Here is a 25,333-nt window from a genome sequence, read left to right on the forward strand (position 1 = left end):
CAATATTTCGTAATGTTCTGGGTTTAAATTAATGCATTTTTTTAATTTAGGTATAAATATAGCCTTGCGTTTAAACCCAAGGCTATATTTATTAATGGTCAAATTCGCTGGCATTTTTCGCCGATTCCTCATCGGAAACCAATTTTCTTACTTTCTTTTTATCCAACCACAATACCAGTGCAGGCAGCAGGGTTAAATTGAAAATCAAAGCCACCAATAGGGTAATGGATAGGAGTAAGCCCAGTACTACTGTTCCGCCGAAAGTAGAGGCCGTAAAAATGCCAAAACCAAAGAATAGAATTAAGGCAATATGCGTCATACTAACCCCTGTTTCAGTGATCGTATCTGTAATTACTTTAGGTACGCTGAAATTTGTCAGGTTTAATTCTTGTTGGTAACGCGTTAAGAAATAGATGGTCTGATCGGAGGCCAGGCCAAATGCAATGGTAAAAATTAATATGGTTGAAGGTTTTAACGAAATGCCAAAATAGCCCATAATTCCGGCGGTAATAATCAGCGGAACAATATTGGGCAGCAGGGAGATGAACATAATGCCAAGGCTTTTAAATTGCGCTAACCTCAAAAGCGAAATCAATACAATGGCAAGGGCTATACTTTCTACCAGGTGTTTCAACATATAATCGGTGCCCTTAGAAAAAATAATGCTCGAACCGGTAAGCTCCACATCAAATTTAGCAGGCGGCAAAATACTGTCGATACGCGGCTTTAGTTCTGCCAAAATCGCATCCAAACGTTTTGAACCCACATCGGCCATTTGAAAGCTGATCCTGGTGCTCTGATTCCCCTTGCTGATAAAATTGGTTAACAAACTGGCGTTACCTTTGCCGCCATTGGCAATGTAAGCCAGGATAAAGTTTTTCTCCAGGTTATCGGGCAAGCGGAAAAATGTAGAATCGTTGTTGTAGAAAGCCTGTGTGGCATATTTTAAGCCCATGTTTACCGAAATAGAACGCGAAAACTCCGGATAAGAAGAGATCATCTTTTCCAGTTTTTCCATCCTTTTCAGGTTGGTTAGATTGAAGACCCCATTCTTTTTCTTCGTGTCCACACTAACTTCCAATGGTAAAATGCCTTCAAAGTTTTTCTCAAAGAATTTTAAATCCGTTAAAATCTCTGAGTTTTTGGGCAGATCATCTACCACGTAGCCATTAACATTGATTTTCATTACGCCGATAAAAGCAATGATGGATATTATGATGGTGCCGATATAAATCAGTCCGCTTTTATTTTGGACAAGGAGATCGGTTTTAACCAATAATTTATGCAGAAAACCTTCTTCAATATGTGTTTGCGCCTTAAGCTTGGGTGCAGGTAAATAACTGAATATAATCGGGATTAAGCACAGGCACATGAGCCAGGTAATCATTACATTGATAGAGGCTACGCTGCCAAACTGCATTAAAAGCTCACTTCCGGTAAAATAGAGTACCCCGAAGCCTATGGCTGCCGTGATGTTGGCAATTAAGGTGGTAATGGCAATCCTTTCTATCGTAGTACTTAAAGCTATTTGCTTATCTCCGTGTTTCCTTAGCTCATTCTGGTATTTGTTAAGCAAAAGGATACTGTTGGGTATGCCTATAATTACAATCAGCGGCGGAATCAAGCCTGTTAAAATGGTGAGTTCGAAGCCAAATAATACAAGGGTACCTATACTCCATATTACCCCCATTATCACAACCAGAATGGGAAAGAAAACAGCGTAGAATTTCTTGAAAAAGAAAAGCAGGATCAATGCAGAAACTAAAATCGATAAGCCTAAAAACAATACAAATTCGTTGCTTACCAGTTTACTTACTGCAGTACGGATATAGGGTAGGCCCGAAATGTGGACCTGGATCTTAGTGGCAGCTTGAAAGGCTTTTGCTTTTGTTTCAATTTCCCTTAAAATCGGATTGCGTTCTGCCGTATTTAAAATTTTGGTATCAAAAGTAATGGCCATTAGTGTGGCATTTTGCCGGTTGTATACCAAGCCTTCAAAAAATGGATTGCTGTAAATGGCATTTTTGATCGAATCCATTTCGGCATCCGTTTTAACAAGCCCACCAGGTAGCGGTTTTAAAATGAATTTTTGGTTTACCGTATCTTTTTCCAGCTGAAAAATCCGCCCGCTGGATAATACCTGCTTAATTCCTTTTAGCTTTTGGATGCTGTTAGATAGTTCAATCCATTGATTGTATACTTCTTTTTTAAAGATATCGGGCGATTGTATACCCACCACCATTACACTTCCATCTTCGCCAAAAGTCTTTTTAAAAGCATTGTATTTGATAAATGCGCTATCAGTAACGGGTAATATTTTACTTCCGGTATAAGAGAGTTTTACGTTTTTGGCCTGATAAGCCATAAAAATAGTTCCGAGAACAAAAAATAGAATGATTGCGATACGGTTCTGAAGAATAAATCTCGATAGCTTAATCCACATGCAGCTTAGTTTTAATAATAATATAACGGCAAAACTAATCTTATTTATAAATCAGGATTACTTTTTGCACAATTAAATTTGCACAAATAACATACTTTTGGAAAAATTGTTTTAAACGCATGTTGCACAAAGTTAGAGGCATAGTTTTAAAGACCACCAGTTATAGCGAAAGCAGTGTTGTTGTGCAGGTGCTTACCGATAAATTTGGCATGCAATCTTACCTGATTAATGGGGTTAAAAAGCCTAAGGCTAAGATTAAGATGAACATGCTGCAGGCACTGCATCTGCTCGATATGGTGGTTTACCATAAAGTTAATACCAGTATGCAAAGCGTATCGGAGGTGAGGCAAACGCCGGTTTTTAAAAGTATCCCTTACGATATGGTCAAAACCAGTATTGTTATTTTTCTTAATGAAGTACTGTACAAAAGTATCCGTCAGCAATCGGCCGATGAAGGATTATTCGATTATATTTTCAATTCTATTGCCTGGTTTGATGAAGTGGAAGAAATCAATCCAAATTTTCATCTTTCTTTTTTGTTAAAGTTAAGCCGGTTTTTGGGTTTTGCGCCCAACGAAAAAAGGAGAAACGATCAGGTTTATTTCGATCTGCAAGAGGGAGAGTTCTTTTCCAGGCTTCCAATTCACGCCAATTACCTTCAGTTGGAAGATGCGATGAGCTTTATTTCGCTTTTTAATACCCCGCTCGAAAAAATTTCTGAAATAAAATTGAGTAATGTACAACGGCGCTTTTTGTTAGATAAGATATTGGTTTTCTATACCTTACATACAGCCTCTTTCGGGGTAGTGCAATCGCATAAAATACTGGAGACTTTGTTAAGCTGAAAAAAAAGAAAAAAAGATTTGCAGAACAGTTTTATAGCGCTATATTTGCATTCCCAAACGGAGAGTGGGGCATTAAGTTTGACAAAATATAAAAGGGAAATTAGCTCAGCTGGTTCAGAGCACCTCGTTTACACCGAGGGGGTCGGGGGTTCGAACCCCTCATTTCCCACCAAAGCCTTTCAGTACACTGGAAGGCTTTTTTATAAAACTTTTGAAATACACCAAAAGGGAAATTAGCTCAGCTGGTTCAGAGCATCCCGACGTTATCAGTCGGGAGGGTCGGATCGAAAAGATGAGTTGATTCTTAACATTGCCAAAAAGGGAAATTAGCTCAGCTGGTTCAGAGCACCTCGTTTACACCGAGGGGGTCGGGGGTTCGAACCCCTCATTTCCCACACCGAAGCCTTTCAATATACTGGAAGACTTTTTTTATGGCTAAATTTTAGATTTTAATTTTGTTGTCCATCGGTGGGAAATCACCTCAGCTGGTTCAGAGCACCTTGTTTACACCGAGGGTCGTCCCGATGTTAAATCGGGATCATTTCCCACACCGAAGCCTTTCAATATACTGGAAGGCTTTTTTTATGGCTAAATTTTAGATTTTAATTTTATTGTCCATCGGTGGGAAATCAGCCCAGCTGGTTCAGATCACCTCATTTAAACCGATGGTCGTCCCGATGTTAAATCGGGATAATTTCCCACACCGAAGCCTTTCAATATACTGGAAGGCTTTTTTTATGGCTAAATTTTAGATTTTAATTTTGTTGTCCATCGGTGGGAAATCAGCTCAGCTGGTTCAGAGCACCTTGTTTACACCGAGGGTCGTCCCGATGTTAAATCGGGATCATTTCCCATACCAAGGCCTTTCAGTATACTGGAAGGCTTTTTTTATGGCTAAATTTTAGATTTTAATTTTATTGTCCATCGGTGGGAAATCAGCTCAGCTGGTTCAGAGCACCTTGTTTACACCGAGGGTCGTCCCGATGTTAAATCGGGATCATTTCCCATACCAAGGCCTTTCAGTACACTGGAAGGCTTTTTTTATGCTTAAATTTTTTGTCCATCAGGGAAATTAGCTCAGCTGGTCTAAAATATCTCGTTTACACGGTCGGGGTCGTCCCGATGTTAAATCGGGATCATTTCCCACACCGAAGCCTTTCCGTACACTGGAAGGCTTTTTCTTTTTACAGATAATCTGTAATTTTACATATCACATCCCAAAATAATTAATCAATTATCAAGAGATGTTTTATACCTATATCCTTTATTCCAAAACACGAAATAAATATTATGTTGGTTCAACGGTCGATCTTGTTGAGCGTTTAAAAAAACATAATTCAAATCACTCAGGCTTTACCGGCCATACCGGAGATTGGTGTGTTGTTTGGTACGAAACCTTTAACAACAAGAGGGAAGCAATCATTAAAGAAAAGCTGATCAAGAACTGGAAGAGCAGGCTTATGATCGAAAAATTAATTTCATCAGCGAGGTTGTAATATCTTGTTTTATTTATTAGATCGTCCCGATGTTAAATCGGGATCATTTCCCACCGAAGCCTTTCAGTACACTGGAAGGCTTTTTTTATCCAGATAAGCTGTAATTTTACGTATCACATCCAAGATAATCCACATATTGTAGGTTTATGTAATCTTATATGTCTTATATGGTTCATTTGATGTAAGGCTCCTAAGTCTTTCAACATAATCCTTTATATTTTAACTTGATTATTTACCTTATTCAATTATATATCCGAAATTGGCTGCAGAAAAACAGCTGCCATGCTCAGTAAAATCATTAGGTTCATATTTTTTGGGAATTACTTTGTTGGTATTCTGGCTGTAGCCTTAACCCTCGAAGCTACCTTTCAGTTAAGGGTGCCTTTTAACTCGTTAAATTATTATCTCCTGCTTTTCCTGGCACCAACTATTTATTACACCTATGCCTATAATAAAGTGTCAACAAAACCATCCACCACCAATCCGCGGAACCAATGGTATTTTAAGCACAAAAAAATTATTAACTATAGTCAGGCAGTGCTGTTTATTAGCTGTATGCTGCTCGCGGCAAACCTTATTTACCAGAATTTAGATCACTTTTTGGCCTTGCCGATTAGTTATTGGGTGGCCATACTGATTATTGTAACTGCCGGGGGGTTGTATTATGGCTTATTGCCCCGCTCATTTTTAAAATTCAACCTGCGTAATACAGGCTGGCTAAAAGCCTTTGTGATTGGTTTTGTATGGGCCTGTTGTGCAAACGTACTGCCACTTATTATGCTCAAAATCGAAACCGGTATAGGTTACCATGATTCTGTATTGTGGACCTGGTTATTTATCAAAAACTGGATGTTCTGCACGGTAAATGCCATCATTTTCGACATTAAAGATTACCCAACCGATGCCAACAGGCATTTAAGGACTTTTGTGGTACGTTACGGATTACGAAGGACTATTTTCAATATCCTGATCCCCCTGTTAATTATCGGTTTAATTTCTCTGGGCATATTTGCTAGTTATAAAGGCTTTGCCTGGCCATTGGTTTTTTGTAATGTGTTGCCGTTTATCTTTACCATTTACGTAGCTTATTCTATGCACCGGCGAAAAAACATACTCTATTATTTAATGGTTATTGATGGGCTGATTTTGTTTAAAGCCATATGCGGAATAGTAGGGATGCAGTTTGTAAGATGAGGGTTAACTGGTTAATGGTTAGGCAATACGATTAACCGATTTGTGCAATTTCAACAATTAACCAAGAAATGAACAACAACTACGATAAAATAGCCAATTATTACGATACCCTGAGCCGTTTGGTGTTTTTTAGGTCCCAGCTTAACGCGCAGATCAATCAGCTTCATTTTATCAAAAAAAACAGTAAAGTTTTAATTGTGGGTGGAGGTACAGGCTGGATTTTAGAAGAGCTTGCGAAGCTTTGTTCCGAAGGATTGAGGATCATTTATGTAGAAATTTCAGCTAAAATGATCGCGCTATCTCAAAAACGTAGCTACAAAAACAATACAGTCGAATTTATAAATCTCGGTATAGAAGATTTTGCAACAGATGAAGATTTTGATATCATTCTAACACCTTTTTTATTCGATAATTTTCCCCAGCAACGAGCAATTAAAGTTTTTGAGCAATTAAATGGTTATTTAAAAAACGGTGCCTTATGGTTTCTGGTCGATTTTTCGCTTCAGAAAAAGAAGGGCAAGTGGTGGAAATGGTTATTGCTAAAATCGATGTACCGCTTTTTTAAGCTTTTGGGCATTGTAGAAGCAAATCGCCTGACCGATATGAACCCTTATTTTTTAAAAAGGAATTATCAGATAGTTGAAGAGCGGCTTTACTACGGCGGTTTTATCACAGCAACAATCTTCAAAAAATAAAATGACATTTATTTAATGCAATAATGTTGCGTTTAAAGAAGTGTTTGTCGATTTTTGTTCACATGGATTTTGATGTAATTATAATTGGTGGCAGTTACACTGGACTATCAGCAGCCTTAACCCTGGCGAGATCGGCAAGAAAAGTATTAATTGTAGATAGCGGTAAGCCCTGCAACAGGCAAACTCCGCATGCCCATAATTTTTTGACACATGATGGGGAAGAACCGGCCGTTATTGCTGCAGCTGCAAAAGCTGGTGTATTAAAATATCCGAATGTTAAATTTATGGATGGAACGGTGATTTCGGCGGGAAGAAAAGCTGGTGGTTTTACGGTTAATTTAGCCAATGGAGCAAACTTCTCTTCCAGAAAATTGCTTATTGCAACCGGGTTAAAAGATATATTGCCTGCTATTAAAGGATTTGCAGCCTGTTGGGCCATTTCGGCTATCCACTGTCCATATTGTCACGGTTACGAAGTACGGAATGAAAAAGTAGGCCTGATGATGAATGGCGATAATGCATTCGAAATGGTCAAAAATCTTCAGGTTTTAAATAGCGACATTACGATATTAACGAATGGTAAATCGAAATTAACGGTAGCACAAAGCGACATACTTAGGGCCAAAAGTATTAAAATAGTTGAAGAGGAAATTACGGAGTTCGAGCATGTTAATGGAGAACTGCAACATGTGGTTTTTGGCAATGGAGAAAAGCTTGCTTTAAAGGCAGTTTATGTGCGGCCGGATGTTGAACAGCATTTGGATCTTCATGTGCAGCTCAATTTTGAACTTACAGAATTTAAAACGATAAAAGTTGATGAGCAGCAGCAAACTACTGCTAGTGGTGTTTATGCAGCTGGAGATTGCGCAACTATGTTCAGGTCGTTGTCTATCATAACGGCTGCAGGTACGCTGGCTGCGGTAATGCTAAATAAGGAAATGATCTCAGAAGATTTTTGATCTGACATCATCATTTAAAATAAAATTGCGCCAACAATTGTTGCAACAAACATAGCAATTATAACAATTCTATCTGCGTTGATCCATTGCTCTCTGCTAAGCGGTGCCGCTACTTTTTTTATGGTTTCGGTTTTATGCCTCGTAAGTCTGAAAACGGGGGTGTGTAATTTAATGAGCATGGGAATGAGTTTTATAGGTTAAAAACTATAAGGCAAAACCCAAGCCAAAAACTAAAAAAAATGTGGAATTGTGAATAACTTATGCAGATTTTGTTAATTGATTTACAGTTTGCCCATCTGTAGCTATAATGGTACTCTGAATTATGATTAAGCTGTACAGAAAAACGAACAGCTTAATCAATTCATGTGTATGATAATGAGTTTATTAGATGTTTACTTTAAGCGCCGTTTTAAGCCCTTAAATAAACAGTTTAAAGTGTGGGATCTACTGAATTAAGCAGCATCATCCACATCTTTTGAATGGTTTAGCTTGCTGTTCTTTTTACCATAGCAAAAGTAGATGGCTAAGCCGATAATTAACCAAACGGCCAGCCTCAGCCAGGTTTCCCAAGGTAAAAATACCATCATGGCAATACAGGTTAAAATACCCAATATCGGGATTAACGGTACTAAAGGAACTTTAAAAGGGCGTTTGGCTTCAGGGTTGGTTTTTCTTAAGATTAGGATGCCAACACAAACCATTAAGAAAGCCAATAAGGTACCAATACTGGTCATTTCGCCCACCACGTTCATGGGTACAAAAGCGGCAAAAAGACCAATAAATAAGCACAGCAGGATGTTCGATTTGTATGGTGTTTTAAATTTGGAATGAACTTCAGCGAACATTTTTGGCAACAAACCATCTTTACTAATGGAATAAAACATCCGCGATTGTGCCATTAAATCGATCAAAATTACCGAGGTATAGCCAATTAATATGGCTAAGATAATGGCTTGACTTAACCAGGCATAAGGTGTTTTTTCAATGGCAATGGCTACCGGGGCGCCACTATTGGCAAATTCTTTATAATTGGCCAGGCCTGTCATTACATGCCCGAATAAGCCGAACAATACGGTACAAACCAGCAACGATCCGATAATGCCTATAGGTAAATCGCGGGCAGGGTTTTTAGTTTCCTGGGCAGATGCAGCAACGGCATCGAAACCGATAAATACAAAAAATACCAGTCCGGCGCCGCGCAAAACACCACTCCAGCCAAACTGGCCAAATGTTCCGGTATTTTCGGGGATATATGGATGATAATTCGCCGGATCGATGTACTGCCAGCCCAAAGCGATAAAAACCAATACTACACCAACTTTTAAAAACACGATAATTCCGTTTACAATAGCCGATCCTTTGGTTCCCCTGATTAAAATGGCCGTCATTAATACAACAACCAGTGCCGCAGGGATATTGATAATTCCGTTTACGGTTGAGCCATCGGCCAGTTTTGCCGTTTCGAAAGGCGATAAGGTCAACTGTGGTGGCAGGTAAATGTGTAAACTGGCTAAAAACTTGGTTAAATACTGCGACCAGCTGATGGCCACAGTGGCACAGCCTACAGAATATTCGAGTACCAGATCCCAACCGATTATCCAGGCAAAAAGCTCGCCCATGGTAGCGTACGAATAGGTGTAAGCACTTCCGGCAACAGGAATCATAGAGGCAAACTCGGCATAACATAAGGCCGCAAAGCCACAGCCCAGCGCCGCAATTACAAAAGAAAGGGTAACTGCCGGACCCGAATGATTGGCTGCTGCTAAACCTGTTATCGAAAATAAACCGGCACCCAATGTTAAACCTACACCAATTAAAATGAGGTTAATTGGCCCCAAGGTTCTTTTAAGCGTTCCTTCGCCGCTTTCGTTTGCTTCAGCAACGATGCTGGCAATAGATTTTTTCATGAAAATAAGTTAAGACGCTGCAAAAATATTAAAATATATTAAATCTATCGAATTTATATGTTTTGTGGTTTGAACGGTTTATCAGCGAAAGGCCTGCTGTGCTATTTATCCAAAGCACCACAGCTGCACAGTTGCTGCCACATAAGCCCGATCGGAATGTAAAACCCGCAGCCCCAAGGGCGAGGATTTGTAATGGAGAGCGGGGCTGAGCTTACCGAAAAGTCCTGCATTTGCTTTCCAGTAAAGGATGAAAATCGCTGTCTTTAAGCAATTAATTTATAAATAGAAAATTTATTTTTAAATTATTGTATTGATAATCAATTGTTTGTGATTTTACTTTTATTTATTTTAGTACTATGTATTGCATAGTACAATATCAAACATATATCTTTGTATTATGATAGCAGAAAATACGCAAACACAAATGCGGAAGGGAATTCTGGAGTACTGTGTTTTATCAATCATCGCACGGGGCGAAATATATGCTTCGGATATTATTGCCGAATTAAGGTCGGCAAAGCTGTTGGTGGTTGAGGGCACATTATATCCATTATTAACCAGGCTTAAAAACAATGGTTTGTTAAGCTACAACTGGGTAGAATCTACCTCAGGCCCACCGCGTAAATATTATACCTTAACCGAAGATGGTCGGGGCATTTTATCACAATTAGATCAAACCTGGCAGGAGCTGGCTTATGCTGTAGGTATTTCACAAAAAGGAGCCAATTCATCATTATAGCAAAAAAGGAAATGGAAAAGACCATCATCATAAATATAGGGAACACGATTATTCATATTGAAGAAAGTGCCTACGAACTCTTAAAGGCATACCTGAATGAAGTGAAACAGCATTTTGTTAACCATGCCGATGATCTGGAAATTGTAACAGATATTGAAAACCGTATAGCCGAGCTGTTAACCGAGCAGTTGGAAGAGCAGAAAAAACAGGTTGTAGATGCAGCCAATGTAAATTCGGTAATTGCGCAGATGGGCAGGGTGCAGGATTTCGATACTGCCGAAGAAGGAGAAGAGGAACCGGTTAGCCACAATGCATATCAATATCAGTTTGCAGAGAAAAAGTTATACCGCGATATGGATGAGCGTGTAGTGGCTGGGGTATGCGCAGGCATAGCACATTACGTAAATATAGATGCCAAATGGATCAGACTGGCGGCCTTGTTAAGTATTTTTCTGGGCGGTTCGGGGATATTGGTGTATGCCATCCTCTGGATTATCATGCCTAAGGCGAAATCGCGTATCGAAAGAATGGAAATGAAGGGCGAGCCCGCCAACCTTCAGGGTTTTCAGAAAAACCTGGATGAAGAGCTGCAGGCTGTTAGAGAACGTCTGGGTGAGGTAAACAAACAGGCACAGCCCATATTTGCCCGTTTCGGCATCTTTATCGGAGAATTTTTTGAATGGCTGGGCCGCTTTTTATCAGGCACCGGAAAGATCATTTTTAAAGTAATTGCCGGATTTATAGTGGTTTTTGGTGTACTCTTTTTACTTACCTTAATTATCGGTACAGCAGCTTTTCAAGGTTTTTGGGACGCCAGCATTTATGAGTATTTCCCTTTCTCTATAATAAACGAAGGCAACCGTGGCATTATCTTATTTGGTGCTTTTGTTGTATTGTTTATCCCGATATTGGCTCTGGTACTGTTTTCTATCCGCGTGGCATTTAACAAACAGGCCATTAACAAAACACTTTCTTTTGCCCTGTTGATTATCTGGTTAGCGGGCGTGGCCATTACAGGTTACCAAGTGGCTAAAATATCATCGGAGTTTAAGCAGCATGCAGAATTAACGCAAACTGTTGATCTTAAATCTTTTTCTACTTATGTGATCAGTATCGATAAAAGCAAATATTTCAGTAAAGAGGATAGCATAGCTTACCACATTGATGCGAACAACCGGAACCAGATTGTGGTTGATGATTTAGAAGATGGGCCATTTGTTTCGCCGAACCATATCCGTATCGAAATTGAGAAGAGCGAAACAGGTGTAACGCGTTTGACGCAGAAATACGAATCGCAGGGTAAAACCTTTCAAAGTGCCTTGCAGAATGCACAGAACATTAGCTATACGTACCAATTGAAAGATTCAGCCCTGGTTTTTAGTCCGCGGTTTCAATTGAGAAAAGGAACCATTTGGCGCAATCAGGAAGTAAGGCTTACACTCGAAATTCCGGTAGGTACGAAGTTGATCTTAAAAGAAGATGCTTACAGTTACATTAACAATTACTGGACCTGGGGCTGCAACAACACCGAAAATGATCACAACGATTACAGTGTTTGGGTAATGACCGATGATGGATTGAAATGTGTTGCGGAATTAAAAGAAGAAGCCATAAAAAAGAAAAAGCTGCAGAGAGAACTGCTTGAGCTCGATTCGCTGAAAAAAGATAAACCAGGTGATGTGATGTATCAGGATTCGGTATCGAACCGGATTAATGAAGTGAAACAGGAGCTGGGCGTTGAGCCAGCAGAATAGCTAAAAGCCCATCATTTCGACCATAGACCTTGTCGTCATTTCGAGCGGACCCCATAGCTATCGGGTGTAACGGAGTCGAGAAATCTACTTATATAGATCTCTCCATTCCACTGCGTTTTCATCCGATAGCTATCGGATCGAGATGACGGTAAGGTGCGGAGAGATAATCGCTAAACCAAAAAAAAAGAAACCATGAAAACATTATTTACGCTAATTGCATGCCTTATGGCATGTGGGGTTTCCTTTGCCCAAAAATTAAATACCATCAGGGGTAAAATTGTAGATGAAAAAACGGTTCCGGTATCATTTGCAGTTGTTCGGGTGCTCAATTACCCTGATACTACGGTTGCGAAGAGTGTATCAACCAATATTGAGGGCGAATTTACAATCGATCAGCTTAAAAGCGGCGAATACCTACTGTCGGTCTCTATTGTTGGCTTTAAAAATAAAAGAACCAATCACTTTTTGCTTAAAGATGACCTGAACATGCCTCCAATCGGTATGGAAAGTTTAACCAAACAGCTCAAAGAAGTAAGTGTGCAGGGCAAGAAACCTTTTATTGAACATCAGATTGATAAAACGGTGCTGAATGTAGAAAACAGCATCACGGCTATGGGCAGCACGGCCTTAGAAGTGCTGGAAAAAGCGCCTGGGGTACAGATAGACCGACAGAGCGATCAGATTAAGCTGAACAACAAGAGCGGGGTGGTGGTAATGATTGATGGAAAATCGAACTTCTTATCGGGTGCTGATATTACTACCCTGTTGAGCAACATGAGCAGCGATCAGATTGGTACGATAGAGCTGATAACCAATCCATCGGCAAAATTCGATGCTGCCGGAAATGCCGGTATCATCAATATCAAGCTCAAACGCAATAAAGCTTATGGTACCAACGGTACGGTTTCTTTTAACGGCGGTCAAGGGGTAATGCCCGATTCGCCCAGCGATCTGTACCGTGCAGGTGTAAACCTCAACCTGAACCACCGCGAGGGGAAATGGAATATTTTTGGGAATGGGGCAGTGGCGCGGAAATCAAATTTCAACAATACTTTTTTAACGCGTACTACTTTATCGAACGGTTTGGCCAGTTCGCTCACGCAAAACTTCGACCGCAAAAATAAAGGCGTTGGCTTTCAGGGTAAATTAGGGGCTGATTATTATGCTTCGGAAAAAACTGTTTTTGGGCTAATGCTCGATGCCAATACCATAAATACCAAGTTGAGCAACTTTAGCAATACCGATATTAATGCCGTGCAGAACGGGGCTTCCAGTTTGAGCTATATCCTGCAGGATGCAAATTCGAGCTCGCCCGTAGGCAATTTAACGGCAAACTTTAACATCAAGCACGATTTTGACAAGAAAGGGAAGAGCCTTACTTTCGATATAGACTACTCTGGTTTCAGCAATAAGAAGAATGAAGGGTTTTTGGCCAATTACTTGAATGCCAGTGGCGCCTCTACCAACCAAACGAGCTTGAGGAACAATACCGATGCAGAAATTCAGGTATACGCGGCCAAAACAGATTTTACACTGCCCCTGGCCAAAACCATGAAACTGGAAACGGGTTTAAAAAGCAGCTACGTGGTTACCAACAACGATTTCCTTTCTGAACAGTTGGTGGCGGGCGTTTGGAAAAACGATGTGGGTAAATCGAACAACTTTGTCTACAAAGAAAACATCAATGCTATTTACGGTATTTTTGCTAAAGAATGGAAGGTATGGCAGGTGCAGTTGGGCTTGAGGGCCGAGCATACCCACTCTAACGGTACATCGGTTACGGATAATAAAGCGGTAGACCGCAATTATCTTTCACTGTTTCCAACAGTTTTTGTGAACCAGAAAATAAGCGAAAACCACAACATCCGTTATTCTTACGGCAGGAGGGTAGACCGTCCCAATTACCAACAGCTAAATCCTTTCGTATTTTATATGGATCCATTGGCGGTTGACCAGGGAAACCCTTACCTGAAACCGCAGTTTACCGATAACTATCAGATCAGTTACAGTTATAAGGAGGTTTCTTTCTCGTTAAATTATTCGAATACGCGCGATATGATTACGCAGATCAGCAAACAGGATGATGCCACGAGGGTAATCAGTGTAATCCGCCAGAACCTGGGCCGTTTCCAGAATTTCTCTGCCGATCTTTTTGTGCCGGTTAAGGTTGCCAAATGGTGGAACATGGAGAACAGTATAAACGTATATTACAGCAAGTTTAACGATGGCAACATAGAAGGAGCGGCCTATAGTGCAGGTAAGGCGGCGGTAAACCTGTTTACATCGAGCTCTTTTACCTTACCGCAAAACTTTAGCATCGAAATTAGTGCCTGGTTAAACTCGCCAAGGGTAAGCGGAGTAGAGCAAACAACCATTTATCAGGGCGCTTTAAATGCCGGAATCCAGAAAACTTTAATGAATAAAAAGCTAAAGCTGCGTTTAAATATGGACGATATCCTGCTGACCAACCACTGGGAAGGAAAACTGGTGTACCAGAACATCAACATGAATGTAGTGAACCGTTACACCAGCAGAAGGGCCAATTTTAATATCAGTTACAATTTCGGAAACCAGAATGTAAAATCGGCAAGATCGAGAAATACGGCTACGGATGATATTAAGGGAAGAGCAGGGGGATAGTGGAGTTTGGAGTTGAAAATGGGCTGCATAATTATTAACCAAATTTTTTGCGACCATTAAGAAGTTAAGAAAATTAAGGGCGATGTAGCGAACGATGATCTAGTCCCCCTTTGAAGGAGGCAGGGGGATGATTGGGTAACGCCCTCAATTAACCAATTAACCCCACTTTGTCATTCTGAACGCAGTGAAGAATCTTTTTAATTTTACAGCCAAGCGATAACCTCGTCCCCCTTTGAATGGGTCAGGGGGATGATTGGGTAATGCCCTCAATTAACCAATTTTAAACGGTTAACCGATTAACCATACTAAGCATTAACCAAATTTTTTGCGACCATTAAGAAGTTAAGGAAATTAAGAGTGATGTAGTGAACGATAAACTCGTTACCATTTGGGGATGATTGGATAACTCCTTATTTAACCAATTTGAACAGTTAACCGATTAATCATAGCGAACGATAATCTCGTCCCCCTTTGAAGGGGGCAGGGGGATGATTAGTGCCCCCCTAATTAACCAATTTAAACAGTTAAACAATTAACCCCATTAATCATGAAAAATAAAAAATATACACTTGCCATTTTACTTGCAGCTTTAAGTTTCGGATGCCGCAACAGCGGAGGACAACTATCGATAAGTGTAAAGGATACTGATGTAGCCTATACCTTCGAAACCAAATATGCGGCTGGTAAAACAGCCAAACTCGAAAAATATCTAGATAGTGCATTAAACAACGAACTTCCGTTAGATCAGCACATCGATTTGTTTGTTAATTTAAATGGCAGCGATAAATTTAACCTTAAAGCAAAAGAAGGCTGGATGGAGATCAATTTTGATAAACGGAACAGCTCTTTGGCTGGCTATATGCAAGTGAAGAAATTAGCTGAAGGAATTAAAGAGAAGTTAACGGAGTGAGTGTAATCCGGATGCTCAGTTTTGGTTTCTCCCGCAGATTACGCTAATTACGCAGATTCAAAAGGTTGCCAGTTTACAATTAACCGATTAACCAGTTTAAACAGTTAACCCTGCTTCGTCATTGCGAACTGAAGGGCAGGGTTTTGTGGTGGCGTGAAGCAATCATTTTAAGCGTTGGGCGTTTAGCGTGTGGCGGTTTTTAACCACAGAAGACACAAAGAAAAAGGTGCGGAGTACGCAGAGTAGCACTTGTCATAATCCTGAGAGAAAGATCCTTCGCTGCGCTCAGGATGACAGCGAGGTGCATTATTTGTCATGATGATCTAGTAACTATCGGATGCAGTGAAGAATCTTTTTATTCTGTTATTGCCAAGCGATAAACCCGTCCCCCTTAGAAGGGGGCAGGGGGATGATGGGTAATTTCTCTCAATTAACCAATTTGAACAGCTAACCGATTAACCATACTAAGCTTTAACCTAATTTTTTTGCGACCATTAAGAAGTTAAGGAAATTAAGAGTGGTGTAGCTAATGATAACCTCGTCCCCCTTTGAAGGGGGCAGGGGAATGATGGGTAATTTCTCTCAATTAACCAATTTGAACAGCTAACCGATTAACCATATTAAGCATTAACCCAATTTTTTGCGACCATTAAGAAGTTAAGGGCAATATAGCTAGCGATAAACCCGTCCCCCTTTGAAGGGGGCAGGGGGATGATGGGTAATTTCTCTCAATTCACCAGTTTAAACAGTTAACCGATTAACCATACTAAGCTTTAACCTAATTTTTTGCGACCATTAAGAAGTTAAGGAAATTAAGAGTGGTGTAGCTAATGATAACCTCGTCCCCCTTAGAAGGGGGCAGGGGGATGATGGGATATCCCCCAATTAACCCAATATTCCCTCTAAACAAAATCAACCGGAAACCTCTAAATATTTCCGGTTGATGGAGTGATTTCTGCCTTTTTTAGCTAGCGAAATCTGAGCATTATTGCGATACGGGCAATTAATCTTTTACCAACCTTACTGCGCAGCCAGTAGTTTTACTGTAATCGGTTACGCGTGGTTCGCTGTATTTGTTAAAATCAAGGTAATAAGCAAAGCTGTCGCCACTTGATTTGGTGCTGCTCGACCACCAGTAGCTTAGCCATATTCCGTATTTGAAAGATTGTCCGCCGCCATATTCGTCACCACCGGCGCTGCCATTGGTTAATAAATTAAGGCCTGAAGAATTATCGCCATTACCGTGTGCAAATTTGTATGAATCTTTTATATCCCAACCGGTGGTGCCCCTCATTTTTTTGCCGGCTACTTTCTCGCCACCCAAGGCCGAAATAAGCGTTAAGAATTCGTTGCTGCTGGGTACGTGCCAGCCTGCAGGCGCTAAACCACGCCGATCGGTAACTGCATAAAAGTTGTATAGTTTTCCGTATTTCTTTTCATTGCTACTGTCGAAATTAAGGTAGCAATAAGCGGGAATTTTTTCGCGGCTCACTTTTTCCCATTCTTTTTGATTGGCTGCATAATAAATCTGCTCGCCGTTTCTATAGGTGCTTACATTAAGGTTGGTGCTTGTCCATACCTGGTTACCAATAGTTACCGGACCGGTAATTTCTGGCGAAGCATTGTATATTTCTTTCAACTGAGCCGATTGCGCCGCATTGCAGCTCCATACAAAATTGCTGGGCTGTATGCCACCGCTTCTTTTTAAACATTCTTTGGTCGCTATTGCATCGGCCTCTTCTTTGGTTTTTGCTATGCCCCAGCCAAATGCGGTACCCACATTACCGTTTATGGTGCGGTAGGCTGCACAGCCCGTGCCGGAATAGGTTAATACAATACTGCAGGCGCCACCGCGTTTGTTACATTCGCTAACCGCCCGCTTCTCTGCTTCTGCCTGGCTTGGCTGATCGAACGAAAAACCATAATAAAAACCATTAGATCGATCTATGGCCAGTGCACCATATTTGGTTTTAACAGGAGCAGCTGCTTTGCTGGCCGGTTTTTTTACCTGCGCAATTAAATTGGATGTGGCAACCAACAGCACAAGTACCGCCATGAGGAGTAGTTTGTTTATTTTCATGCTTTTATTGTTTGTTTATGATGGCAAATCTCTCTATCGCACATCAGCCAGTCAATACCATGTATTGGGTATATTTATATGGGAGGGTTGGTGTGGTGGCGTGAAGCAATCTTTTTAAGCGTTGGGCGTTTAGCGTGTGGTGGTTTTTAATCACAGAAGACACAAAGAAAAAGGTGCGGAATACGCAGAGTAGCAATTGTCATAATCCCGAGATAAAGATCCTTCGCTGCGCTCAGGATGACAGCGAGGTGCATTATTTGTTATGCTGATCCGGTAACTATCGGATGCAGTGAAGAATCTTCTTTAATGTTATTGCCAAGCGATAATTACCAATTTGCATTTGCCAGTTTGCAATTAACCCACCAACAAGTTTATACAGTTAACCCTATAAACGTCATTGCGAACTGAAGGTCAGGGTTTAGTGGTGGAGTGAAGCAATCTTTATAGTAAAATATCCAACCCAACCTCTCCTTAGTGTTTAACGCAGCGTCACTACGGAGTAACAATGGCTAAGCCCTGTACTACAAACCAATTAATCTCCATAGTCCAAAGTACGATTCGGTATCCTGTCTTATGCAACCATTTGATATGCATGCATTATATTTATTACCTTTGCCGCGTTTCTAAATACTAAGGTTATTCATTAATACATGGGCAAAAACAGCATCCGCGCTACCATTGCATATTTCTTTTTAGGCGAGTATTTTTCTGATGCGCTGCGCACTACCATTACTGTGGTACTGCCCATTATACTGTTTTTTTACCTAGGCAATGCCGAAGCAGCAAAGGGCATTGGGGTGGGGGCGCTGTTAATCAGTTTAACCGATTTGCCCGATAACCGGCTGAACAAACTGAAAACGGCCTTGTCCAGTATTATCGTCTTTTTTGCGGCCACGCTCGTGGTTTCGTCGGTATTGGTTAATGCTTACCTTACTGCGGTGGTTGTAATTGTTGCGGCTTTTAGCTGTTCTATGTTGGCTGTTTACGGGCAGAAACTATCGCTCATCGGCACCATGGCGCTTATTGTGTGCACATTTGTAATGGGGCTTCATCCCGAAAGGCCGCTTTATTTTAGTACCTACATCTTAATTGGTGGGGTATGGTATTATATCATCAGCTTGATACAGATTTTGATCAGGCCTTACCGCTCGTTGCATCATGCCATTTTTGAATGTTTGATGAGCAGCGCGATGTTTTTAAGTGCCAAGGCCAAAAATTACGATGTAAGCATACCGCTCGATCTGCAGCAGAAAGAAGCCATAAAGCTGCACATTAAAGTAAACCAGAAACACGAGTTGATCCGCAATTTGCTGCTTACCGATAAGTACGCCATGAACCCCGATAACCCCAAAGGGCGCTTGCTGTTAGAAAGGGCCAGGTTGCTTATCGACCTGTACGAGCAGCTGAATGCCGTACACTACGATTATGGGCTGGTGCGCGAAACCCTGGCTACCGGACCAAGTTTAAAGCTGATTGCCGAATTAATTGAGCTGTTGGCCAAAGAACTGGAGCAGTTGGGCAGGCATGTGCGTTCGGCCAAGGCTTACAAAGGCGAGGTGGCTACTAATATGGCCTACTACCAAAAACGGGTAACCTTATTACAGGAAATGGAACGTTTAAACGAAACCCAGCGTAAAATTGTGCTGAAGGTAGTTTCGAACATGAACGATATTGTACGGATCATCGAAATGATTAGGGGGAACGAAAGTGCTGCGGCACAACACCTGCAGGAGCTTAGCGGAGCCATTTCTTACCCGCTTTTTATCACTGGCGACCGTTTTGCCATTGGTGAACACCTGAGTTTAAAATCGCCCATTTTTAGGTTTTCCCTGCGTTTGGCCATTTGTTTCCTTTTCGGCTTTGTGCTGATCTGGCAGCTAGAGCCAAGCAAATACAGTTATTGGCTTTTTTTAACACTGGTAATTGTGGCCCGGCCTAAATTTTCAATCACCTGGAAACGCAACCTGCAACGTTTAAAGGGGAGCCTGGGCGGGGTAGTAATCGGGTTGGTAATCGTATACCTGGTGAAGAGTCCGGCGGTGCTGCTTTCCTTTTCTGTAATTTTTCTATTGGGTTTTTATGCCTTTAACCGTTTAAATTATACGGTAAGTGTGCTGTTTATTACGCCTGCGGTAATTTTAACATTGGGCAGTTACCAGGGGCATTTTGATCATATTGTACACGATCGGATTATGTTTACGCTGCTGGGCTGTGCAATTGCGATATTGGCTACTTACCTCTTTCCGGTGTGGGATAGCCGGCAGTTGAAGGCCAAAATAAGTCAGACCACAACAGATAGCCTGCATTATTTGCAGGTAGCCATAGAAAGGAAAGAAAACCTAGGCGAGAACATTTCGCGCATGGCGCGGAAAAATGCCAACCTGAGTTTATCGGCTTTGAGCGAAGCAATTGAATCGGCCAGTCAGGAGCCCATGCAAAAACGGATCGATTTTAATGGACTATACGGTGTGCAGTCTACCATTTACCAGATCAATGCCATTATCACCTCTATTTATCTTTCAGTTAACCATAAACCCGAACAGGCCGACCCCTTGTTGGTAAAGCAGATTGCCGCCAATTTAAGTGCTGGGTTTGAGGGGCAGGATATTGCTCATTCACCTGCGGAAGCATTGGACAAAGCTGCGGTATTTGCCGATAGCGATCATTCTACCAAGCAGAAACTGGCGCATATTGCAGCGCTATCATTGGATTTTAGGCAGTTTAGTACTGCTTTTAATGGCAAGTAGTTTCTCCTTGCGATAACTCGTCCCCCTTTGAAGGGGGCAGGGGGATGATTTGGTATTACTTTCAATTAACCAATTTAAACAGTTAACCAATTAGCCATTTTTCCTTTGAAGGGGGCAGGGGATGATGGGTAGACGAGGTTTGTTGCAGTTTCCTTTCACTATAGCCCCGATAGAACGGAAAGCCCGGAACGAAGTGGAGGCTTGTAGGGAAAGCGGGACAGAGCAGCAGCCAAGAACTACTAACGTTCCGCTCCAAAACATTAAGTTGTTTTTTGAAAGTATTTACAATCGGATCAGGGTGACTGTTTGGTGGCTCGTCCCCTTTTGAAAGGGATCAGGGTCATGATTCGGTAGTACTTTCAATTAACCAATTTAAACAGTTAACCAATTAACCATTTTTCCTTCGATGGGGGCAGGGGGATGATTGGGTATCGCTTCCAATTAACCAATTTAAACAGTTAACCAATTAACCATCTTGTAAAATTGGTATATTGTGCGCTTTAATTCATTCCATTGCATCATGAAAAAATCATTCCTAAGCCTATTTTTTGTCGCGTTTTTAACACTTGCAGCATCTGCACAACAGAAACCCAACTTCTGGGACGATGTACAAACCATCAAGAAATACGATCAAATGTACAAGCCACCTGTGCACCCGGTGTTGTTTATAGGAAGCTCATCTATCCGTAAATGGGACGACTGTACGCAGATTTTTGCCAAATACAATGCCCTAAACCGCGGTATAGGCGGTGCCGTAATTAACGATATAACCTATTACTTAAACGATGTGGTTTTTCCATATCAGCCCAAGCAGATTGTATTGTACGTAGGGGAGAACGACCTGCCAAGCGATAACGTAACACCTGATACCGTTTTAAACCGGACAATTAATTTGTACAAAGCCATTAGGGCAAAGCTGCCAACGGTGCCAATTGTGTACATTTCGATTAAGCCAAGTCCGAGCCGCGATAAATTTAAAGAAAAGGCAGTAGCCTCAAATGCACTTATTCAGCAGTTTTTTGCCAGAGAGGCCAACACTAAGTTCGTTAATATTTACCCTTTAATGTTAACCAAAGATGGAAAATTAAGGCCCGAGCTTTTTGTGGGTGATATGTTGCACATGAATGCTGCCGGTTATGCCATTTGGAGAAAAGCAGTTGAAAAACATTTGTTGAAAGACTAAAGCAGAAAGAGTAAAGCAAAAAGACTAAAGCAGAAAGAGTAAAGCAAAAAGACTAAAGCTGAAAGTAGGAGGTACGGCAATTAGGTACTCGCGGAATCTTACATCCGCTAAGACGTGTAAGGTGGTTAAAAATTGATAGGTTTGATTAAACGGTTAAATCGTTAAGCTATTTCTGCAATAATTTTTCCTCATGCGCTGATCCGTGGCCCTTTGAAGGGGGCAGGGGATGAAGGGGGGAGTAAAGATTTCCGTGCTTTTTCTGGCGAAAATCTCCTAGGCCAATAGCAGGGCGCAGATTGCAAGGCGCTGATAGCAGGGTACATAGGCTATCCTACCATAACTTATCATCCTGGTCCTGATAGCTATCGCAGGCAGAGAAGTATCTCTTTGAAAAGGTTTATTGAACATTACATTGAACTAATCCGTCATTCTCGCGTAGGCGAGAATCATAATGCAATACGCTTAAGGTTTTCCAAAAATCTAGGCTGAAAAAACCGTCTCAAAATTACGACCTTTCACATTCCGCTACATTCCCCAAAACCAAGCCACTTCATAAGTATTTCTTAAGCAGTTTAATACCTTATCATCATTGGCATGCCTGAATGGTGTAATTTAATAAAGAATTAAAATTATATATTTATTATTGCGTTCTTATCATCCCGTCTAACCAGAATGAAGAAAACCTTACTTGCACTAGCCTGCTTTTTAACTACTTATTGTGCGCATGCACAAGGACTTTTGGGCATTCCGCAAATTGTAAATTATAACAACGAACAATACAATGGCGGTATCCAGAACTGGGATATTAAACAGGATAAGAACGGAATACTTTATTTTGGCAACAACGAAGGGCTTTTGAGCTTTAACGGCAGGTACTGGAACCTTTTCAGGCTGCCCAATTATACTTCGGTACGTTCGCTGGGCATCGATTCTAAAAACAGGATCTATGTTGGCGGTCAGGATGAGTTTGGCTACTATTACCCCAATGCAAATGGTGTGCTCAAATACACCTCTTTGCTTAACCTTTTGCCCGAAAACCTGCGCAAGCCTGCCGATATTTGGGATATTTCGGTATTTAAGGATGAGGTTTTCTTCCGCTCGGTAAATACCATTCTACACTATAAAGATGGCGTACTTAAAAGCTATAAACCCAGCACCAGCTGGTTGTTTTTGGGCATGGCCAACAATAATATTTTTGCGCAGAGCAGAGATCTGGGCCTAATGGTGTACGACCACGAAATGTGGAAACCCTTTTGCACCGATACCATTTTAAAGCAATCTACCATTTCTGCTGTTTTACCTTACCATGGAGATACCCTCCTCGTATCTACCTTAAAAAAGGGCTTTTTCCTTTTGGTTAATCAACAATTAAAACCTTTCAGCACCAAGCTGGATCAGGTTTTTTTGAACGACAGGATTTATTTTGCCAACCAGATCAATGCACAGCTGTATGGTGTGGCCACTACATCGGGCGGTGTGTACATTATGAACAAAAGGGGCGAGCTGGTGCAGAAATACAATTACCGTGAAGGCCTGCAGAACAATAACGTAAGGGCTATTTTGCTGGATAGGGACAAGAATATGTGGCTGGCCCTTGACGATGGGATTGCCTATGTAGCGATAAACAGCGCCATTAAAAACATTATACCCGACCGGAGCAAACAGATTACCAGCTATGCTTTTAGGAAATTTGACCAATCTATTTACATTGGTACCTCAAATGGCCTTTACAGGGCCAAGCTGGATAGTGCCATACCGGATTTAAGTTACGCTACAGCCAATTTTGAGGAAGTAAAAAATACCAAGGGGCAGGTTTGGGGCCTCGATGAAATTAACAACCAGCTGTTAATGGCCCATGAGGAAGGTACCTTTGCCGTTAAAGATAATGTGGCCAAACCGCTTTACAATTTGCCCGGAACCTGGATGTACCAAACGCTTGATAACGTTTACCCCAGCAATGAAGTAATTGCCGGTACCTATTGGGGCCTGCAGAAATTAAACTACAATGGCAGCAGCTTTAGCAATGGCGGCAAAATTGAGGGCATTACCGAAACACTGCGCTTTATCGTATCTGATAATAATAACCCCGATCACATCTGGGCCTCGCACCCTTACCACGGCGTATATAAAATAGAGCTCAAGCCCGATCATAAGGCTATACTCCGTACCACCATGTTTACCGATAAGGACGGTTTACCCTCTAAACTCTACAATTATGTTTACCACATTAAAAACAGGGTGGTAATTGCTACGGTAAGCGGTGTTTACGAATACAACAGCGCCAGCAAAAAATTTAACCGCTTAAAACTGCTTGGCCAGGCGCTAAACGGCACTTCGATACAGTATCTTAAAGAAGATAACAATGGCAATGTTTGGTTTGTAAGCAATAAAAAAGTTGGGGTAATCGATTTTAGTAAACCATCGGGAGCAAATGCATTCAGTATTTTTTACCTGCCCGAACTCGATGGAAAGGTAGTAGGCGGTTTCGAATCTATTTATGCCCCCGATAGTAAAAATATATTTATCGGTGCCAATAAAGGGGCTTACCACATCAATTATGATAAGTACATAGAAAACATAACCAAACCCAATGTTGTGCTGGGCATGGTTAAACTGATGGGCAAAAAGGATAGCGTGGTATTTGGTGGCTACTTTGTTAAAAACGGGGCCATTACAGCCCAGCAGGATTTGAAAGAACTGCCCGAGTATACCAACAATTTAAATTCTATCCATTTCGAATACGCTTCTACACTCTTCGAGCACGATAAAAACATTAAATTCAGTTATCAGTTGATCGGCTTTGATAAAGAATGGTCGGCATGGAACATTAAAAGCGAAAAAGATTATACCAACCTGCCCGCCGGGAAATATGTTTTTAACATTAAAGCCCGTACCGATGTTGGCAACGAATCGGAAATGGTAAGCTATACCTTTGTGGTTTTACCGGCCTGGTACAATACCATATGGATGAAAATTTTGTACATGGTGCTTATTGTGCTGCTCATCAGACTGATTATTAAGTGGCAAAAGCGTAAACACATTAAAGAGCAGGAAAGGATGAGCTACCTGCACCAACTGGAACTGGATAGGAATGAGAAGGAAATTGTGCGCCTGCAGAATGAAAAGCTCGAAGCCGATGTAAACTATAAAAACAAAGAACTTTCTACCATGACCATGCACCTGGTGCAGCGCGGTAAAGTGCTGGCCAAAATAAAGGAAGTAATTTCGGCGGTAATCAAAAACCACGATATTAACGAGAGTTCGCCAAGCTTCAGGCACTTGATCAGGCTGATCAGGGATGTAGAAAAAAAGGATCAGGAACTGGATCATTTAAGCGTTCATTTTAACCATGTAAATACCGAATTCTTTAACAAACTGAAAGATCTTTATCCCGATCTGAGCCAGAACGATCTGAAGTTCTGTGCCTACCTATCTATGAATCTTTCGTCAAAAGAAATGGCGCAGTTGATGAACGTAACCATTAAAGCCATAGAAGTGGGGCGGTACCGGTTAAGAAAGAAGCTTCAGCTTAAGCCCGAAACCAATTTATACGAGTTTCTGATCGAAATAGCCCGTCAAAAAACACTTTAAATCGATGTTTTTGTTACAATACGGTTATTTTTAGTTAAAATATTTTAATCGTTTGAATTTCAGTATTTTAATATCTCCTTGTAGGGCTTATGTAGGCCTTATTTTCTTCTTTTTGGGGTAAATGAGGGCTTCTGTATGGTTGGTGTAGTA

The 25,333-nt window shown here is 41.1% G+C and carries 15 protein-coding genes and 2 tRNA genes; 14 read left to right on the forward strand and 3 right to left on the reverse strand.

The genetic code is table 11. From position 1 onward, the window contains the following. Nucleotides 1-91 precede the first annotated feature (91 nt). Nucleotides 92-2,443 (reverse strand): efflux RND transporter permease subunit, encoded by a 2,352-nt coding sequence (locus tag ACS5PU_RS00550; RefSeq protein ID WP_439457333.1) that lies wholly within the window; start codon nt 2,441-2,443, stop codon nt 92-94. Between the two features lie 119 nt (nt 2,444-2,562). Between ACS5PU_RS00550 and recO the strand changes: the two genes are divergently transcribed. The 7 genes from recO (at nt 2,563) to ACS5PU_RS00585 (ending at nt 7,632) form a co-directional block, all read left to right on the forward strand. After that, entirely contained in the window at nt 2,563-3,288 is a 726-nt protein-coding gene (recO, locus tag ACS5PU_RS00555) for a DNA repair protein RecO (protein WP_439457334.1), read from the forward strand. A gap of 94 nt (nt 3,289-3,382) precedes the next feature. Then, a tRNA-Val gene (locus ACS5PU_RS00560) sits at nt 3,383-3,460 on the forward strand. Nucleotides 3,461-3,608: 148 nt separating this feature from the next. Next, nucleotides 3,609-3,683 (forward strand) — tRNA-Val (locus tag ACS5PU_RS00565). Nucleotides 3,684-4,532: 849 nt separating this feature from the next. Further along, nucleotides 4,533-4,784 (forward strand): GIY-YIG nuclease family protein, encoded by a 252-nt coding sequence (locus ACS5PU_RS00570; protein WP_439457335.1) that lies wholly within the window; start codon nt 4,533-4,535, stop codon nt 4,782-4,784. A gap of 282 nt (nt 4,785-5,066) precedes the next feature. Further along, nucleotides 5,067-5,978: a UbiA family prenyltransferase gene (locus ACS5PU_RS00575; protein ID WP_439457336.1), complete on the forward strand. Its 912-nt coding sequence runs from the start codon at nt 5,067-5,069 to the stop codon at nt 5,976-5,978. 68 nt (nt 5,979-6,046) lie between these two features. Further along, the gene (locus ACS5PU_RS00580; RefSeq protein ID WP_439457337.1) at nt 6,047-6,673 is read left to right on the forward strand and encodes a class I SAM-dependent methyltransferase; all 627 of its coding nucleotides are present in this window, start codon (nt 6,047-6,049) and stop codon (nt 6,671-6,673) included. Between the two features lie 44 nt (nt 6,674-6,717). Beyond that, entirely contained in the window at nt 6,718-7,632 is a 915-nt protein-coding gene (locus tag ACS5PU_RS00585) for an NAD(P)/FAD-dependent oxidoreductase (protein WP_439457338.1), read from the forward strand. A 452-nt stretch (nt 7,633-8,084) separates the two neighbouring features. On the opposite strand, the gene ACS5PU_RS00590 is transcribed toward ACS5PU_RS00585, so the two are convergent. After that, nucleotides 8,085-9,539: an amino acid permease gene (locus ACS5PU_RS00590; protein ID WP_439457339.1), complete on the reverse strand. Its 1,455-nt coding sequence runs from the start codon at nt 9,537-9,539 to the stop codon at nt 8,085-8,087. A 397-nt stretch (nt 9,540-9,936) separates the two neighbouring features. Between ACS5PU_RS00590 and ACS5PU_RS00595 the strand changes: the two genes are divergently transcribed. The 4 genes from ACS5PU_RS00595 to ACS5PU_RS00610 all read left to right on the forward strand — a co-directional run bounded on the left by ACS5PU_RS00595 (nt 9,937) and on the right by ACS5PU_RS00610 (nt 15,582). Next, nucleotides 9,937-10,278 carry a PadR family transcriptional regulator gene (locus ACS5PU_RS00595; RefSeq protein ID WP_439457340.1) on the forward strand — a complete coding sequence of 114 codons (342 nt, stop codon included), beginning with the start codon at nt 9,937-9,939 and terminating at the stop codon, nt 10,276-10,278. Nucleotides 10,279-10,289: 11 nt separating this feature from the next. Then, nucleotides 10,290-12,032, forward strand: a complete 1,743-nt coding sequence (locus ACS5PU_RS00600) for a PspC domain-containing protein (protein ID WP_439457341.1) — start codon at nt 10,290-10,292, stop codon at nt 12,030-12,032. A gap of 192 nt (nt 12,033-12,224) precedes the next feature. Then, complete coding sequence (locus ACS5PU_RS00605; protein ID WP_439457342.1) at nt 12,225-14,672, forward strand: TonB-dependent receptor domain-containing protein; 2,448 nt, start codon at nt 12,225-12,227, stop codon at nt 14,670-14,672. A 547-nt stretch (nt 14,673-15,219) separates the two neighbouring features. Further along, the gene (locus ACS5PU_RS00610; protein WP_439457343.1) at nt 15,220-15,582 is read left to right on the forward strand and encodes a hypothetical protein; all 363 of its coding nucleotides are present in this window, start codon (nt 15,220-15,222) and stop codon (nt 15,580-15,582) included. Nucleotides 15,583-16,585: 1,003 nt separating this feature from the next. On the opposite strand, the gene ACS5PU_RS00615 is transcribed toward ACS5PU_RS00610, so the two are convergent. Continuing rightward, nucleotides 16,586-17,662, reverse strand: a complete 1,077-nt coding sequence (locus ACS5PU_RS00615; protein ID WP_439457344.1) for an FISUMP domain-containing protein — start codon at nt 17,660-17,662, stop codon at nt 16,586-16,588. A gap of 650 nt (nt 17,663-18,312) precedes the next feature. Between ACS5PU_RS00615 and ACS5PU_RS00620 the strand changes: the two genes are divergently transcribed. From ACS5PU_RS00620 to ACS5PU_RS00630, 3 genes are all read left to right on the forward strand, one after another. Continuing rightward, entirely contained in the window at nt 18,313-20,409 is a 2,097-nt protein-coding gene (locus ACS5PU_RS00620) for an FUSC family membrane protein (protein ID WP_439457345.1), read from the forward strand. Between the two features lie 520 nt (nt 20,410-20,929). After that, nucleotides 20,930-21,592, forward strand: coding sequence for a GDSL-type esterase/lipase family protein (locus ACS5PU_RS00625; RefSeq protein ID WP_439457346.1), 663 nt, complete (start codon nt 20,930-20,932; stop codon nt 21,590-21,592). Between the two features lie 672 nt (nt 21,593-22,264). After that, nucleotides 22,265-25,183: a ligand-binding sensor domain-containing protein gene (locus tag ACS5PU_RS00630; RefSeq protein WP_439457347.1), complete on the forward strand. Its 2,919-nt coding sequence runs from the start codon at nt 22,265-22,267 to the stop codon at nt 25,181-25,183. The last annotated feature ends 150 nt before the right edge of the window (nt 25,184-25,333 follow it).

Source organism: Pedobacter sp. GSP4 (genome assembly GCF_051857575.1).
Taxonomy (GTDB): Bacteria; Bacteroidota; Bacteroidia; order Sphingobacteriales; family Sphingobacteriaceae; genus Pedobacter.